This window comes from Photorhabdus sp. RM96S, assembly GCF_042879335.1.
GTDB lineage: Bacteria > Pseudomonadota > Gammaproteobacteria > Enterobacterales > Enterobacteriaceae > Photorhabdus > Photorhabdus kayaii.
On sequence record NZ_JBHFKT010000008.1, the window covers coordinates 1 to 13,766 of the forward strand.

A 13,766-nucleotide genomic window follows, 5' to 3' on the forward strand; every position below is an offset into this window, starting at 1 on the left:
GCGCTGAATATGCCGGCTACGCGGGGCGTCCAGATGCGCGAAGGTATCAAGTTGTTTGACCAGAGATCTGACTGATTCAATATGACTGAGAAAAAATGGCCCAATCGACAACAAAGAGAGTATCGGCCAGTGCTGATGACTGTTTACGACGGCAGGAAGATCTTTTGACGCCGCCACGATATTCCTGGCCTGAATATGGCTGGGTATCTGCTCGCTGGGTATACAGATTTGCCCGATGCCCAATGTCCGTGCTTGCGTATGATATCTGTGATATTGGCAGTAAAATTCGCGATAGTGGTGTTCTGTTACGGGTTTTGCCTGATGATCATAAAACGTGAGATTAATTTGATTGCCACCAAATGGCGATTCTTCCCGTATATGGTTAAAAAGTAATATGTTGTCACCGGGTTCGGCAAAATGGCAGGCGGCCAGTTGCGCGCTATTGATAAGAGGAACGCTGTGAGCAGATCCTTCAGATGTTCCATCAGGATCGGATTGGAGTTTAATGTTATCAATACTAAAGATTTCATTCGCTGCTAATACATAACGCGATTTGCCCTTTTCAAATGTTATCGGTTTTGTTCTTGCCGGAGCCAGGTTAATAACGGGTACGCAATGGGGAATAAATGCGGGTGTAATATCCTCGATGGGAATGTTACGGTCAAATTCTAGAATAATGGTAAATTGCTTATCTTCTCCCAAAGGGAGCTCAGCGATTTCTTCCGATAAATCAAATGACATAAAGTCATTAACATGTGGCAGATAGAGGTATTCGTATAACACCTGCAACGGCCAGAAATAGTCATGGGGTCTCGGCAGGACCAAATTTTCTTTCAGGCGTGGTGTGATCTCAATAGCCAGCCACATCTCCGTCTCTTTTAGGGATGTTTTCAGATAAGTGTTGTTCAGCGATTGATCCACGTATTTGGTCAGTAAAGACGCCAGTTTTTGATCTTCTCCGAGAAAAAGCGTGACTTGCCCTGTCTTCCAATGGGTAGCTTGCCCATGATATTGAAAGGTCAGTGATATCAGGCTCTTGTCTCCGCTGTGTGTCAGCGTTTTATGGGCCAAAGTGATGGGCTCAATATTGATATCTTGAGTGGTTCTGAATGTAATGGATTGATTCTGCTGTATGGCGGAAATTTCACTGCCTTTGGCAATGCTTGTGGTTTCAGTCATGTTGCCCGGTTGAATATCTAGCTGGACAATGCTGGTTGAAGGGATCGGATGTAAAGGTATCGGCCATACTTTTCGTAGAAGAGGGTTAATGACTTCTGGGAAGCCATCATCAATTTTCTGCTTAATACCGGCAGTTGTAAGCGCAAAACCTTCCAGTACTCGGAGAACATCCGGGTCGCCAGATTCGGAGGTAAATGGAGCAAGGTGTGGATGCTCTTGCGCTGCGTTACTCAGATCATGCTTTATTTGTGAAAGTGCTTCCCGATAGAAATCTTCAAAATTTTTCATATCTACCTTTGTCTTTTTTCCGATCAAATATTAATGTAAATTTATATTTTGAGCTGATGGATATCAAGGTTGATAATTTAAATAGGTGCAATTTTTTGTTTCAAACAGTTAATGATGTAAATTTTTTAGGTGTTCGATTAACATAATTATGTAATTTATTTCAATGAGTTTTATTTATACCCAATGGATTTCAAGATGGATCGCGACGGCAAGGGAGCGAATCCCCGGGAGCATAGATAACTATGTGACCGGGGTGAGTGAGTGCAGCCAACAAAGAGGCAACTTGAAAGATAACGGGTATAGATAAATTTTCTTTAATCAAGTTGTGGCGTCATGATAGCCAGATGTTGGAAGCTGAAATTAATATTTAATCATTAGTTAATGGAGGGAAAGATGTCACGTCCTATTATTTTGGTCGGTGATTCGACTTCGCATGGTGGCAAGGTGTTAGCCGGTGATGGAGGTTTTGATGTGTTAGGGAAGAAAGCGGCTCGGGTTGGGGATGCTGTATCCTGTCCAAAATGTGGTGGCAATCAAACCATTGTGGAAGGGACGCCTAAAATAGTCAGCTCTCATGGGCAAATGTACGCACTGGAGGGAATGAAAACCTCTTGTGGCGCGACATTAATTGCTTCGCAAAGCCTATTTCAAGCATAGAATGGCGGTAAAAGGCCATATTCTGCCTGAAATAGGGTGAGTTGATTCAAGTACGGATGTTCAGTGCTTCATTATCTTTTTACAAACTACCCGGTTGACGTGGTGGATTACGGCCTGATCTAGTTGTTGTCGCACTGCGAATATCCCGACCAATCACATCAATACTCGCTTGAAATGGCGGGAATGGCAGAGTAATGCCGTGTTCGCGGAATCCTTGCAAAATAAGCTGATGGACTTCGTGACGAACCGGCATGCGGTGCCCCATTTCAGCGGCATAAATACGTAATTCAAATATCTGAATACCATGTTGAAGATCAACCAGATAGGCTTCAGGTGTCGGGTTATCAAGGATAAGCGTGCAGCGTTTAGCCGCAGTTAACAGGATTTGGGTGACCTCTTCACAGCTAGCTTCTGCCGGCGCAGGGATTGTCAGTACAACACGAGTGATGGTGTCAGATAATGACCAGTTAATAAACTGCTCGGTAATAAAGGCTTTGTTAGGAACAATGATCTCTTTTCTGTCCCAGTCTGACAGGGTTGTCGCGCGTGTATTGATCTTGGTGATGCTCCCGGTCAGGTTGCGGATAGTCACGGTATCTCCGATACGAATGGGTTTTTCAAACAATATCATCAGGCCGGAAACGATGTTGGCGAAGATTTCCTGTAAGCCAAAACCTAATCCAACCCCTAACGCCGCGACAAGCCATTGCAATTTTGACCATTCAATACCAATCAGGGAGAAACCCACTAAACCCCCAATCAAAGTAATGGTGTATTTGGTGAGTGTGGTGATGGCGAAGCCGGTACCTGGCGTGAGTTCCAAATGCTGTAGTAAGGCCAACTCAAGCAGCGCGGGCAGGTTACGCACCAGTTGAGTGGTGATAATAATCACCAAGATAGCAATCAAGACAGAACCTACGGTGATGGGTTGAACAGTTTCTACATTGTTTATGGTGGTGGTGACATCCCACAGTCGGATATTTTCTAGAAATGAGAAAGCGGAATGCAGTTCAGACCAGAGCCAAATGAGTGAAACCAAGGCAAGCAGAGTCAGAATTGAACGGATTAATCCCAGTGACTGAGCGCTGATTGCATCCAGATCAATAATGGGTTCCTCAACTTCAATGGCGCCTTCGATACTGCTTGAACCTGTTGAGTCGTCTTCTCCTTTGGCGCGTTGGGCCAGAATTTCTGCCCGTCGCTGTTTTGCCCGGTCAAAGGCGATCCGGCGTCGCTGAATCAGCATCCAACGACGGATAATATGGTAAATAACCAGTAGGAAGAACCAGATAGCAACGGAAGTTTCTAAACGCCCTAGCAATGCTTGTGATGTGCTGAAATACCCGAGTATGGAAGCTAGTGCTGCGACTATCGGCGCAGAGAGTAAAATCCACCAGAGAGCAATATTGATAACATTTTCGCCGTAGCCATTTTTATCCAGATAGAGCGGGACTTTTGCCCGTTTCAAGCTGTTAGTGATCAGGCTTAAGGAGACGCATAGGACGAGGAAGCAGAGCCTACCGAGTGTGGAAGAAAATTCTCGATCACTGTAATGTTCAAACGTTATCAATGCCATGACCAACGGTACAATGGCAAAGATAGATAGTTGGTAGAATCGTAAGGCCCGTTTAACACGTTCTTCCGGCCAACGAAAATGGGCAATGAATAACCCATTGGGATGGGCGAAAGTGGCACTTAGTATGAAGATCCATAATACGGGCGTCGTAGCACTGACACCATAACCAATAGCTGTCGCCATAGGATACTGCCAAGCGCTTTGCAGGCCATAGCCAATGGCGGACCAGAGCATGGGCAAAGGTAACGCGACCACAACCGACCAGAATACGGTACGTAAAGTGAGGGAGAAGTGATCATAGGTGACTTTGCCGATACGGTTACTCGCGCGTTCAAGGAATGCATGATAATGGCGGAGAGAACCGACGCTGAATATAACCAGGAAGAGGGTGCCAAGCAGATACAGCAGCGTATCCTGAGTGGTCAGCATGACTATTAGAGCGCCGCTTAACTGAGAGAAGGTATCCAGCGATAATAGACGGGTCAGATCCTGCACAACACTGATTGGGTAATTGAGCGAAATGGGGTTAACATCCGCGACCCAGAATAGATAACGGTGTGTGGCCTCTTTAACTTCGGTTAGCGCATCATTTAGCTGACTGGTAGCGACTTTCAGTTTGGTCAATTCAAGGATTTCACTGTCGTAACCAGATAATAATGAATTAAGTAATTCTTTGCGGGTGCGGGTAAGAGAATCATAAATCCTCTCTTGTTCAGCAGTTAACGCAACGTTGCTTTTCTGTACGGGTTTTGTGTCTTTTTGTAGCTGCTCCAGCATGTCTTCGTATTTCAGCCTATCGACCCTGAATTTGACAATATTCCGATCAAGTTGCTGTGGTTTAGACATGTCAGGCAAACGGGCAAGCTGAGTTTGGAGCGCTTCTCCGAGTGTTGTAGAGCCACCGAGCCATTGTGCCTGTTCACGAATAGTATTCAATGCTTGCCGGACCTGAATAATATCACTGGCGGCTTGGCGTTGCTTTGAGCCGATGACATTCATTCGTTGTGCTTGTTGATTTAATTCCTGAGATAAATTCCGGTTCAGTTGTAATTCATCAAGCAGAAATTTTGGTAGCTGATCACTTTGTTCCGCCAGCATCTCGGTATGTTCTAGGGCTAATTCTGCTTTTTGCTGGCGTTGTGCATTAAGTTGGCTACGGAGTTGTTGCAGTTCAAGATCAAGTCGATGATATCGCTTTTTGAACAGTTCAACCCGCATACGGGAAATTTCCTGTCGATTATTTGCAGAAAGTTGAGCTATTTCGAGTTCATTGACTGTCGCTTTGTGGGCATTGACTTCGGCTTGAGCTAAGGCAAATTGAGCCTCTCCTAATGGGGTGGAGGGTGTTCCTAATGATTGTAGGCGAGAAGATGCTTCAGTTAGCAAGCTTCGTGCTTCTGATTGTTGTTGCGGTAATAGTATTAGAGAGTCACTGATTTCCCGTCCTTTGTCCTGTTCTTGCTGTAATTGCCCCCCTTGTTCTAGTAACCGACTGCTGACCTGAATGATCTGTTGCTCAATGCTTGCTATGGGTTGGTTAGCAGGAATTGGGCGGGGAGTATCACTTTCAGTAAGTAATTTTTGACGAAGTTCTTTCGTTATTTTAGGAAAATCATCAATGGCGGTCTGATACTTTTGTGTTCTGTCGTTAGCTGATTTAGTATCGGCAATCCAATTGAGAGCGCCTTGCAACGCCTGAGTAACTTCTGCATCCTGCGGGTTTTTGCTGGATTCGATTTGTTTCAGTTCTTGTTTGAGCTGGTTCTCATCAAGTGGAATCGCAGCAAGAACCGGATTAATAATGATCAGGCTAAGCAGTAAGCTGATAATCAGGCGCACGATAAAGGGCTCTCCTTGGCAAGGGATTAGCTTATGTTGTCAGTAGGTTCGTCAGGCATGATAGCTTGGGCTAACAGTTCACCCATGCGGGTTGTTGAGCCACTGCTTAAATGCCCGGCTAACTGTATCTGATTTTGTGCAAACAGGTTAATGACGGTAGAACCCAATTTGAAACGCCCCATTTCTTCACCTTTCTTTAAAGAAATTGCGTCAGTTGCACCAGCTTCGGGGTAAGTCCAGCGTTTGATAATACCTTCCCGTGGTGGTGTAACCGTACCACACCAAGTCATTTCAATACTGCCGACGATAGTTGCACCAACTAGAATCTGTATCATGGGCCCAAATTGAGTCTCAAACAGACAGATGACTCTTTCATTACGAGCGAACAGATTTGGCACGTTGGCAGCAGTCAATGGATTGACAGAGAATAAATCTCCTGGGACATAGATCATCTCTTTCAGTAATCCATCGCAAGGCATATGTACACGGTGATAATCTTTAGGTGATAAGTAAGTCGTTACAAACTGCCCATCACGGAATATCTCTGCCAATTGGTGATTGCCGGCGAGTAGAGCTTCAAGTGTGTAGTGATGTCCTTTGGCTTGAAGGAGCTGGTATGTTCGGATATTGCCTAACTGACTGATAGTACCATCAGCAGGTAGCGCTAATTGGTGTTCATTGCTGACAACTGGGCGAATATCATCTTTTAATGGGCGGATAAAAAACTCATTGAATGTGGTGTATGCTGAAAACTCAGGCGCTTTCGCTTCATTCATATCCACTTTATAAACACGGGCAAACGCCTTGATTGCCAGTTGAGTTAACCAGCCAGCTTTTTTGTTGGCAAACCAACCTGCTAGATGAGTTATTCCCTGTTTAGGCAGTAAATAGTGCAACCTGATTTTAATGTTATCCAGCACGTCAACCTCTTGGATTCTATTGGCAAAATTAGATAAAAGGGGGTTATTGTACCCGTCCTTTCATTTGATGTCAGTTAGCTATCGTTATCTGTAAAAGTCTTGCGTGGCTTAATTTGATCCATGCTATCGAGAATACGGTGATAATTCTCAAAACGTTCTTGAGTTATTTCATTGTCTTCCACTGCCTTGCGTAACGCACATGCTGGATCGTCCCGATGTTTACAATCACGGAATTTACAACTGCCCAGATAATCACGGAACTCAATAAAACCCTGAGTTATCTGCTCCGGTGTTAAATGCCACAGGCCAAACTCTCGAACACCAGGAGAATCAATGACATCACCGCCATGAGGAAAATGATAAAGACGGGATGCCGTTGTGGTGTGTTGACCTAAACCGGAAACATCTGAAACCTGATTGACCAAGATTTCTGCTTCACTTTCCGGCAAGAGTGTATTGAGTAAACTTGATTTACCCACACCAGATTGACCGGCAAAAATAGTGATTCGACCTGCGAGCATCTTCGTTAATTCTTCCATACCTTCGCCAGTATGGCTTGATAGTTTCAATACTCTGTAACCAATGTTGTGGTATGTGGACATGATTTCGCTGACCCATGCACGGCTTTCTTCGTCCAAAAGATCAATTTTATTCAATACAATCAACGGTTCAATGCCCAATGTTTCACAGGCAACAAGGTAGCGATCGATAATATTGAGTGACAGTTCAGGAAGAATGGCTGACACAATCACTATTTGATCAATATTGGCGGCGATAGGTTTAATACCATCATAATAGTCAGGCCGCGTAAGTACGGAAGTCCGTTCGTGAACGGCTTCAACAATACCATTCACTTTAACATCTACTTGGGTTTGCAGCGAAGGACGCCATACCACCCGATCACCCGTTACCAATGAACGGATAGTTCTGCGAATATTACAACGTTGTATAGAACCGTCTTCTGCCTCGACATCAGCATGTTGGCCGAAACGGCTGATAACTAGCCCTTCCTGAGGTTCACCTAACTGACTATCATCCATTTCAGGTTTATTGTCCTGTTTTTTCAGCCTGCGCTGATGATTTTCCTGTACCCGCCGTTGCTGGCCTTTGGATAGTTTATGCTTAGCCACCGAACCTCACTTGTTCCACATTTATCGCTGTTATTGCTTAAAAGCGCTATGATACACCATTAATAATAACTCTCTCTCCAATCTAGGATATAACATGTCAAAAAGTGAGCACAATCTTATCTGGATAGATTTAGAAATGACGGGTTTAGATCCAGAGCGGGATCGCATTATTGAAATTGCGACAATTGTCACCGATGCAAATTTGAATATCTTGGCTGAAGGGCCGGTCATTGCGGTTCATCAGTCTGATGAACAACTTGCTCTGATGGATGAATGGAATGTGCGCACCCATACGGGCAGTGGGTTGGTTGAACGTGTTAAAGCCAGTAAAATTGATGATCGTGAGGCAGAGAAGGCGACGATTGAATTTTTGGAAAAATGGGTTCCGGCAGGTGCTTCTCCCATTTGTGGTAACAGTGTGAGTCAGGATCGGCGTTTCTTGTTCCGCTATATGCCAGAATTGGAAGCTTACTTTCATTACCGCTATCTGGATGTCAGTACACTTAAAGAATTAGCTCGTCGCTGGAAGCCGGAAATCCTTGCTGGGCTTAAGAAACAGAATACTCATCAGGCGCTGGATGATATCCGTGAATCAGTTGCTGAATTAGCCTATTATCGGGAACATTTTATTCAACTGTAAGCCAGAAAGTTTTAACTGGCTTGATAACGCAAGCTCAGTATGACGATTAATTAATCTATGTTGATGTTTAAATCGTCATTTTGCCGAAAAGTTTGTTTTTTTGCGTTGAAGGGCTTGCGGGCGCAATGATTTTTCGTATAATGCGCTCCCCATACCGATGAAGAATTTCATAAGGTATAGATAGCGTACTAAAAGATATGCGGGAATAGCTCAGTTGGTAGAGCACGACCTTGCCAAGGTCGGGGTCGCGAGTTCGAGTCTCGTTTCCCGCTCCAAATTTTGGTTTAGAATCAGTATGTTATTTCTGGCTATCGTTAGCCAATCAATGACGCGGGAATAGCTCAGTTGGTAGAGCACAACCTTGCCAAGGTTGGGGTCGCGAGTTCGAGTCTCGTTTCCCGCTCCAAGTTTAGATTCGCAATTGATTTCCTGGGATTAGTATATTATTTCAGGTGATCACCAGTCAGTAATGCGGGAATAGCTCAGTTGGTAGAGCACGACCTTGCCAAGGTCGGGGTCGCGAGTTCGAGTCTCGTTTCCCGCTCCAAGTCTTCCTTTATCATGTCGATAACCTAAATATCCTTCTCCTTTGCCAGTCTTATTTTCACGTGATAAACATGTTGCATGATGTTGTAAACATCGTCTGGGTTATTGGTAAATTTTTTGTATTTAACTTGTGAGTTTCATATCCATTGTTTGATAACGTAATACATACAGGGAAAATCTAACCACTCAGCAACCGGCGCATAAGCAGGGTTTGCATATCCCTCCGACCATCGGCAATTACAAAAATCACCACCTGTTGACCAATGAGCTGATAAATGACCCGATAAGATTTAAAAAATGTTTGGCGAAAATCGCGGATCCCTAGCTCCTGCAACTCCTTGGGATAATTGCCTTTTTCAGGAAAGTTAGCCAAGTTGTTTGCTGTTTTCAGCAACTGATCCAATACATAATCGGCTTTCCCTGAACTGTCATTTTCGACAATGTAATCGTAGATATCCTCTAAATCCGCCTCGGCATCTTTAGTCAGTACCACCTGATATGGCATTAGGAAAACTTTCTTTTATTCTTTAAACGTTGAACCACATCCTTTACCGGAGTGATTTCTCCCGCTTTAACCTGCTGTTGTCCTAAAGCCAAAATCTTTAACAACGCCATAGTTTCCTGAATCTGTTCATAAGAAGCAATATCCTGGATCACCGCTTTTGCTTCGCCATTTTGTGTAATAATCATCGGTGAGCGGGACTCAGAGAGTGTCGTCATCACCGTAGCTGCATTGGCTTTAAGGTAGCTGATAGGCTTAATTTGTTCTGAATAACGCATAGAATCCCTCACATCAAAAAAGACTAAATATAGACTATAAAAAGTCAATAAATTGATTGTAAAATGACTGAGCAAATTAAGCAAATGCCGATTTTGTAAAAGTAGAACAAGCAAGTCTATTGGCATGAGGTAATGTAGGAAAAATTATTATTTTTTTGCTTGTTAGAGATGGTTTGTGAGTTGCATTTCTCCGCTCCCATTTTTGATATGCAAATATCCATTGAAATTTCTTACATTCATGGTTTTTAAGTTCAAAAATCAGGTTTGCCATCAGGTCTCAGTAAGATCGACGCTTTTGTTTGTACCAAAGCGTCGATAGGGGGAAATTTCTGGCTTATCTCCTGTAATTCTTTGCTTTATGGTTGATCCCAGATTTAGGTTCCGGTGGAATAAGTTTTTTACCGATTGATCTCCTATTGCAAATCAGGATGCCTCCGATGACGAGAGCACCGCCGATGAACATTGGGAATGTTAATCTCTCATCTAATAGTACTGCGCCGAGCAATACCGCAGTCAAAGGGTTAAGCGCAATAAATACGCCAGAGCGAGTGGAACCAATTCTTTGGATTCCGTCGTAATACCAGATGTAGGCTACCGCTGAGCCTACTGCACCGAGATAAAGTAAGCTGTAGAGATCAGTTATAGGTAATGTATGTATTGCAGATAAACTCATTTGCCCTGTGAAAATGGCCGTTGCTGTCAGCATGATAGCGCCTGCCAGGATGGAGTATGTAACGGTATGTAGCGGGCCGATTTGGTTCACAATATTCTTGCAGAAGACGCTATAAGCAACCCAGCTTAAAACACAGCCAAAGATCAACGTATCACCCAACCAGTTACCCTCTGCTCCCACCGTCAGTTGTGGTGTTTTGCTGAAAATCACGATCATTGCACCAAGCAGACAAAGAATAATTCCCAGTATTTTCAATGGTGATTGCCTTTCTTTATAAAAGAGATATGAAAAAATCGCCATTACTGCTGGATTCAGCGCCACGATAAGTGAAGCTCTGGATGCGGTTGTATGATGTAGACCATAAAAGAAGAACAGGTTGTAGGTGTATATTCCGCAGAGGCCAAGTCCAATGATTTTCAATAACTGAGATAGGCTAATCTTGACGAACATCTTTCCTGATAAAATGAGGAAGATAATTAACGTCATGCCCGCAAGAATGAATCTGAGGCTTGCTGATAGCAAGGGAGGTGTCTCGACAGAAATGTATCGACCTGCAACAAATGTTCCGCCCCAGATGATAGCCACAAGAGACAGCTTGATATAGGTTGAGTAGTTGTTGACCGACTGCGTTGATGCGTGGTTGCTTTTCATGTTTGTCAATATCGCGATTTATAGGGTGGAAGAGGCTTTCAAGGCGGCGTATTCCATCGTCTGTTCTAATATTTCACGTTGAGCACGGCTACCTCCCAATAATGGCCATTTCTCATAGCTGAGACGGAGTTTGCTTAAACACTCTTCGTAGTGTCTCGATGTGAATAGTAAGATCGCTTTAAGGACGTCTATCCCTGTGGAATGTGTGTCTGGTTCGATGCCAAATCCATCGCTTTCCGCGATTAGCTTCTCGATAAGAAAAGACTGATTTATTGCAGAAAAAGCAAGTGCTGCATGTATCTTGTGGAAGTAAGAGGTGGATGAGCTGATGCTGCCTGTCCAAAGGACGGCAAGACGCTCCCATATTGGTTGGAACTTAGCGTCGGCAGATTTGAGCCTAAGCTGCCACAAGAATTCTACGGCGTCCAAATCTTGTTTAGCAAATGGATTGTCTTTTAGCGCATATAATTCATCAAAAGCTTGCAATGCCAGCGTGATCTCATCGGATCGTTCATACGCGATGGCGAGATGCCAGTATACATGCATTCCCATTCCGGCGTTGGTTATCCAATGTTCTTTGCAATTGGTCAGGAAGTGGCAAAGTTCTTTCCAGCGGCCTAGCTCATGCAAGGCATGTGCGACAGCATGAATGCCATAGATATTGTCCGGCATTAGTTTAACAGACTTAAAACCAACTGCTAAGGCATCATCAAAACATTGAGCTTCACAAAGGACGAATGATTTTATGGAAAGATAATATGGATAGAGGTAGTGAGTGCCAGGAATGTGTTCGTCACAATAAAGCAGAAGAGACCTTAGGTTGGTTGTTTTGCCAGTGCAGAAATCAAGCATGTGAATGAAGAAGAGCGCGATAATATCCGATGGGTATGCTCGAATATGTTGGGTCAGAAGCGATCTCGCGTTTTCGTAATCAAATTTTACCCATGCGCTGAATGCCTTATGGATAAGACAAAGCTCAGGGAGAGAGAGGTCGTGTTCGTTCATTTGAGTTAATGTGATTTTGAATTTATAAAGTTCTTTCATCTCGCAAGAGGTGATGGCATCAAATCCCATCAGGAGTTTTTTGTAGGTTCGCTGAGTGTCATTCATGGGAATAAATTCGTCTGAAAATCCACGGAGGGATAAGAACATGCTGTTTATCTCCGGCCATATGGAAGATGAGCCATCTGAAGGCCATTGGTAACTCATAAAATCCCCTTTTTTAATTAATTATGGTTTGGAAACTCGGTTGAGCGCTCGGCGAGCATGCTTCGCCTATTGTTTTATATCCGCATTGCATATACTTATTCAGATGTATGATCATGCGGAAATGAGTGATTACTCAAGGGGGAGATAATGACTTTAACCCAGCTCGAAATTTTTGCTGTTGTTGCTGAACGGAAGGGCTTTACCTTAGCTGCGGCCCAGCTCAAGATCTCTCAGTCTGGGGTTTCCCATGCCATCAGACTCCTTGAACAGGAGCTTGGCGTAGAGCTACTGCATCGGCATCAAGGCGCTGTCGAACTGACAGATATAGGAGAAAGTTTGCTACAAAAAGCCCAGGCCATTCTTGGTCTGGCTGAAACTATGCGGCAAGAAGCAGCGGATGCACGAGGGATGAAACGAGGTACGCTGCGAATCGGATCGTTTGGCCCGACTTCATCCTTGTGGCTGTTGCCAACGGTACTGGCCGATTATCGCAGGCTTTACCCCGGCATTGAGGTCCATATTGATGAGGGACCAGACAGGCAGGTTGTGCAATGGCTTATGGATAGGCGCGTGGATGTGGGATTTGTGACTCTGCCGGAAGACCAATTCGACACTTATCCGATTCTTGAAGACCAGATGGTGGCTTTGTTGCCGGTAGATCATCCTTTGGTATTGCAGGATACGGTGATGTTGAAAGATCTGTGTGTTGGACCATTCGTATTGACAGAAGCCGGATCGGCTGAACTGGTTTCCAGGCTTTTTTTATCGGCAAGATTGCAACCTAATATTCGCTATCGGACGTCTCAATTGTTAAGTACTTTGGCTACGGTTGAACGTGGGGATGCGGTGTCGATTGTTGCCGAGTCATCTCTGCCGCCGGCTCGTGATGTTCACTATATCAAGAAGGCGCTGAATCCAAAGGTGAAACGACATGTCGGGTTGGCTGTGTTTGATGAACGTCAATCGTCACCGGCCACTAAAGCATTTATCGCATTGGCGACTAAAAAATTTCGCATGGTGAATTCGGCTGTCTCCCTTGCTTCCAGGGAGCTTGTTGACCTGAGGCCATGAGGCTTCAGGTCGGATTGCTTAATACTGATAATCAACTTTGATCATATTGTAATGGGACGGGTAAACGGGGTAAGTACCTCCGTTGAGAATCCCGCTAATTCTAAAGGAACCTTTGGCATCATGGCCGCTAAAGGCATTTGTGGTGCTATTTAGGGCACCGGAGACATCCAGGCATTGCGATGGGGTGGATGAATATCGTGGGGTATAACAAACGCTGAAAGTCTGAGTTGTCGCACCATTGCTATATATACCCAATGGATTTCAAGATGGATCGCGACGGCAAGGGAGCGAATCCCCGGGAGCATAGATAACTATGTGACCGGGGTGAGTGAGTGCAGCCAACAAAGAGGCAACTTGAAAGATGACGGGTATATAGGGGTGAAGAAAGTATTATCCTTATAATTGCAAAATATTTTTTCAACTTCTGCTTGCCAAACTTTTTGAGGTAGTACATAATGCACTCCTTTCGTCAATGAGGTATGGGTAAAATCTCTTTTGAATCAATGAATTAGATGATATTCGAAGGATTTACTTCCCGCTCTAAGTTTCTTCCTCAATGGTTGTATTCACTTACTTTGATTTGATTTTTAGGTTATATCCTCGCAGT

13 protein-coding genes and 3 tRNA genes are annotated in these 13,766 nt (G+C 44.2%); 7 read left to right on the forward strand and 9 right to left on the reverse strand.

What is annotated here, in order from left to right:
- Positions 1 to 1,467, reverse strand: a 1,467-nt coding sequence (locus ACGF49_RS06665) for a type VI secretion system baseplate subunit TssF (RefSeq protein ID WP_387490251.1), incomplete at its 3' end; no start/stop codon positions are given.
- A 163-nt stretch (positions 1,468 to 1,630) separates the two neighbouring features.
- Between ACGF49_RS06665 and ACGF49_RS06670 the strand changes: the two genes are divergently transcribed.
- Both ACGF49_RS06670 and ACGF49_RS06675 read left to right on the forward strand, forming a co-directional pair.
- The gene (locus ACGF49_RS06670; protein WP_158536514.1) at positions 1,631 to 1,774 is read left to right on the forward strand and encodes a hypothetical protein; all 144 of its coding nucleotides are present in this window, start codon (positions 1,631 to 1,633) and stop codon (positions 1,772 to 1,774) included.
- 86 nt (positions 1,775 to 1,860) lie between these two features.
- Complete coding sequence (locus ACGF49_RS06675) at positions 1,861 to 2,124, forward strand: PAAR domain-containing protein (RefSeq protein ID WP_387490254.1); 264 nt, start codon at positions 1,861 to 1,863, stop codon at positions 2,122 to 2,124.
- Positions 2,125 to 2,203: 79 nt separating this feature from the next.
- Here ACGF49_RS06675 and mscM read toward each other — a convergent pair whose 3' ends face one another.
- The 3 genes from mscM to rsgA all read right to left on the reverse strand — a co-directional run bounded on the left by mscM (position 2,204) and on the right by rsgA (position 7,589).
- Positions 2,204 to 5,539 carry a miniconductance mechanosensitive channel MscM gene (gene mscM, locus ACGF49_RS06680; RefSeq protein WP_387490257.1) on the reverse strand — a complete coding sequence of 1,112 codons (3,336 nt, stop codon included), beginning with the start codon at positions 5,537 to 5,539 and terminating at the stop codon, positions 2,204 to 2,206.
- Positions 5,540 to 5,565: 26 nt separating this feature from the next.
- Positions 5,566 to 6,459 (reverse strand): archaetidylserine decarboxylase, encoded by an 894-nt coding sequence (gene asd, locus ACGF49_RS06685; RefSeq protein WP_113041676.1) that lies wholly within the window; start codon positions 6,457 to 6,459, stop codon positions 5,566 to 5,568.
- 74 nt (positions 6,460 to 6,533) lie between these two features.
- A complete protein-coding gene (rsgA, locus tag ACGF49_RS06690; RefSeq protein WP_113041675.1) occupies positions 6,534 to 7,589 on the reverse strand; it encodes a small ribosomal subunit biogenesis GTPase RsgA in 1,056 nt (351 codons plus the stop codon).
- A gap of 94 nt (positions 7,590 to 7,683) precedes the next feature.
- Here rsgA and orn point away from each other — a divergent pair, with 94 nt between their 5' ends.
- The 4 genes from orn (at position 7,684) to ACGF49_RS06710 (ending at position 8,776) form a co-directional block, all read left to right on the forward strand.
- Positions 7,684 to 8,229 (forward strand): oligoribonuclease, encoded by a 546-nt coding sequence (gene orn, locus ACGF49_RS06695; protein WP_113041674.1) that lies wholly within the window; start codon positions 7,684 to 7,686, stop codon positions 8,227 to 8,229.
- Between the two features lie 199 nt (positions 8,230 to 8,428).
- Positions 8,429 to 8,504 (forward strand) — tRNA-Gly (locus tag ACGF49_RS06700).
- A 55-nt stretch (positions 8,505 to 8,559) separates the two neighbouring features.
- Positions 8,560 to 8,635: transfer RNA gene (locus ACGF49_RS06705), tRNA-Gly, on the forward strand.
- A gap of 65 nt (positions 8,636 to 8,700) precedes the next feature.
- Positions 8,701 to 8,776: transfer RNA gene (locus ACGF49_RS06710), tRNA-Gly, on the forward strand.
- 177 nt (positions 8,777 to 8,953) lie between these two features.
- On the opposite strand, the gene ACGF49_RS06715 is transcribed toward ACGF49_RS06710, so the two are convergent.
- From ACGF49_RS06715 to ACGF49_RS06735, 5 genes are all read right to left on the reverse strand, one after another.
- The gene (locus tag ACGF49_RS06715; protein ID WP_113041673.1) at positions 8,954 to 9,280 is read right to left on the reverse strand and encodes a type II toxin-antitoxin system RelE/ParE family toxin; all 327 of its coding nucleotides are present in this window, start codon (positions 9,278 to 9,280) and stop codon (positions 8,954 to 8,956) included.
- Positions 9,280 to 9,555: a type II toxin-antitoxin system Phd/YefM family antitoxin gene (locus ACGF49_RS06720; RefSeq protein WP_049585369.1), complete on the reverse strand. Its 276-nt coding sequence runs from the start codon at positions 9,553 to 9,555 to the stop codon at positions 9,280 to 9,282. The genes ACGF49_RS06715 and ACGF49_RS06720 overlap by 1 nt, the downstream gene beginning before the upstream one ends.
- Before the next feature lie 76 nt (positions 9,556 to 9,631).
- The gene (locus ACGF49_RS06725; RefSeq protein WP_191214799.1) at positions 9,632 to 9,826 is read right to left on the reverse strand and encodes a hypothetical protein; all 195 of its coding nucleotides are present in this window, start codon (positions 9,824 to 9,826) and stop codon (positions 9,632 to 9,634) included.
- 63 nt (positions 9,827 to 9,889) lie between these two features.
- A complete protein-coding gene (locus ACGF49_RS06730; protein WP_113041672.1) occupies positions 9,890 to 10,879 on the reverse strand; it encodes a DMT family transporter in 990 nt (329 codons plus the stop codon).
- Positions 10,880 to 10,897: 18 nt separating this feature from the next.
- A complete protein-coding gene (locus ACGF49_RS06735; RefSeq protein WP_113041671.1) occupies positions 10,898 to 12,088 on the reverse strand; it encodes a tetratricopeptide repeat protein in 1,191 nt (396 codons plus the stop codon).
- Positions 12,089 to 12,235: 147 nt separating this feature from the next.
- Between ACGF49_RS06735 and ACGF49_RS06740 the strand changes: the two genes are divergently transcribed.
- Entirely contained in the window at positions 12,236 to 13,159 is a 924-nt protein-coding gene (locus ACGF49_RS06740) for a LysR family transcriptional regulator (protein WP_113041670.1), read from the forward strand.
- The last annotated feature ends 607 nt before the right edge of the window (positions 13,160 to 13,766 follow it).

Excerpts from the sequence above, each read along its gene's own strand:
- ACGF49_RS06670 (WP_158536514.1), top strand. The coding sequence starts at position 1,631 with ATGAGTTTTATTTATACCCAATGGATTTCAAGATGGATCGCGACGGCA.
- ACGF49_RS06675 (WP_387490254.1), top strand. The coding sequence starts at position 1,861 with ATGTCACGTCCTATTATTTTGGTCGGTGATTCGACTTCGCATGGTGGC.
- orn (WP_113041674.1), top strand. The coding sequence starts at position 7,684 with ATGTCAAAAAGTGAGCACAATCTTATCTGGATAGATTTAGAAATGACG.
- ACGF49_RS06715 (WP_113041673.1), bottom strand. The coding sequence starts at position 9,280 with ATGCCATATCAGGTGGTACTGACTAAAGATGCCGAGGCGGATTTAGAG.
- ACGF49_RS06720 (WP_049585369.1), bottom strand. The coding sequence starts at position 9,555 with ATGCGTTATTCAGAACAAATTAAGCCTATCAGCTACCTTAAAGCCAAT.
- ACGF49_RS06725 (WP_191214799.1), bottom strand. The coding sequence starts at position 9,826 with ATGGCAAACCTGATTTTTGAACTTAAAAACCATGAATGTAAGAAATTT.
- ACGF49_RS06730 (WP_113041672.1), bottom strand. The coding sequence starts at position 10,879 with ATGAAAAGCAACCACGCATCAACGCAGTCGGTCAACAACTACTCAACC.
- ACGF49_RS06735 (WP_113041671.1), bottom strand. The coding sequence starts at position 12,088 with ATGAGTTACCAATGGCCTTCAGATGGCTCATCTTCCATATGGCCGGAG.
- ACGF49_RS06740 (WP_113041670.1), top strand. The coding sequence starts at position 12,236 with ATGACTTTAACCCAGCTCGAAATTTTTGCTGTTGTTGCTGAACGGAAG.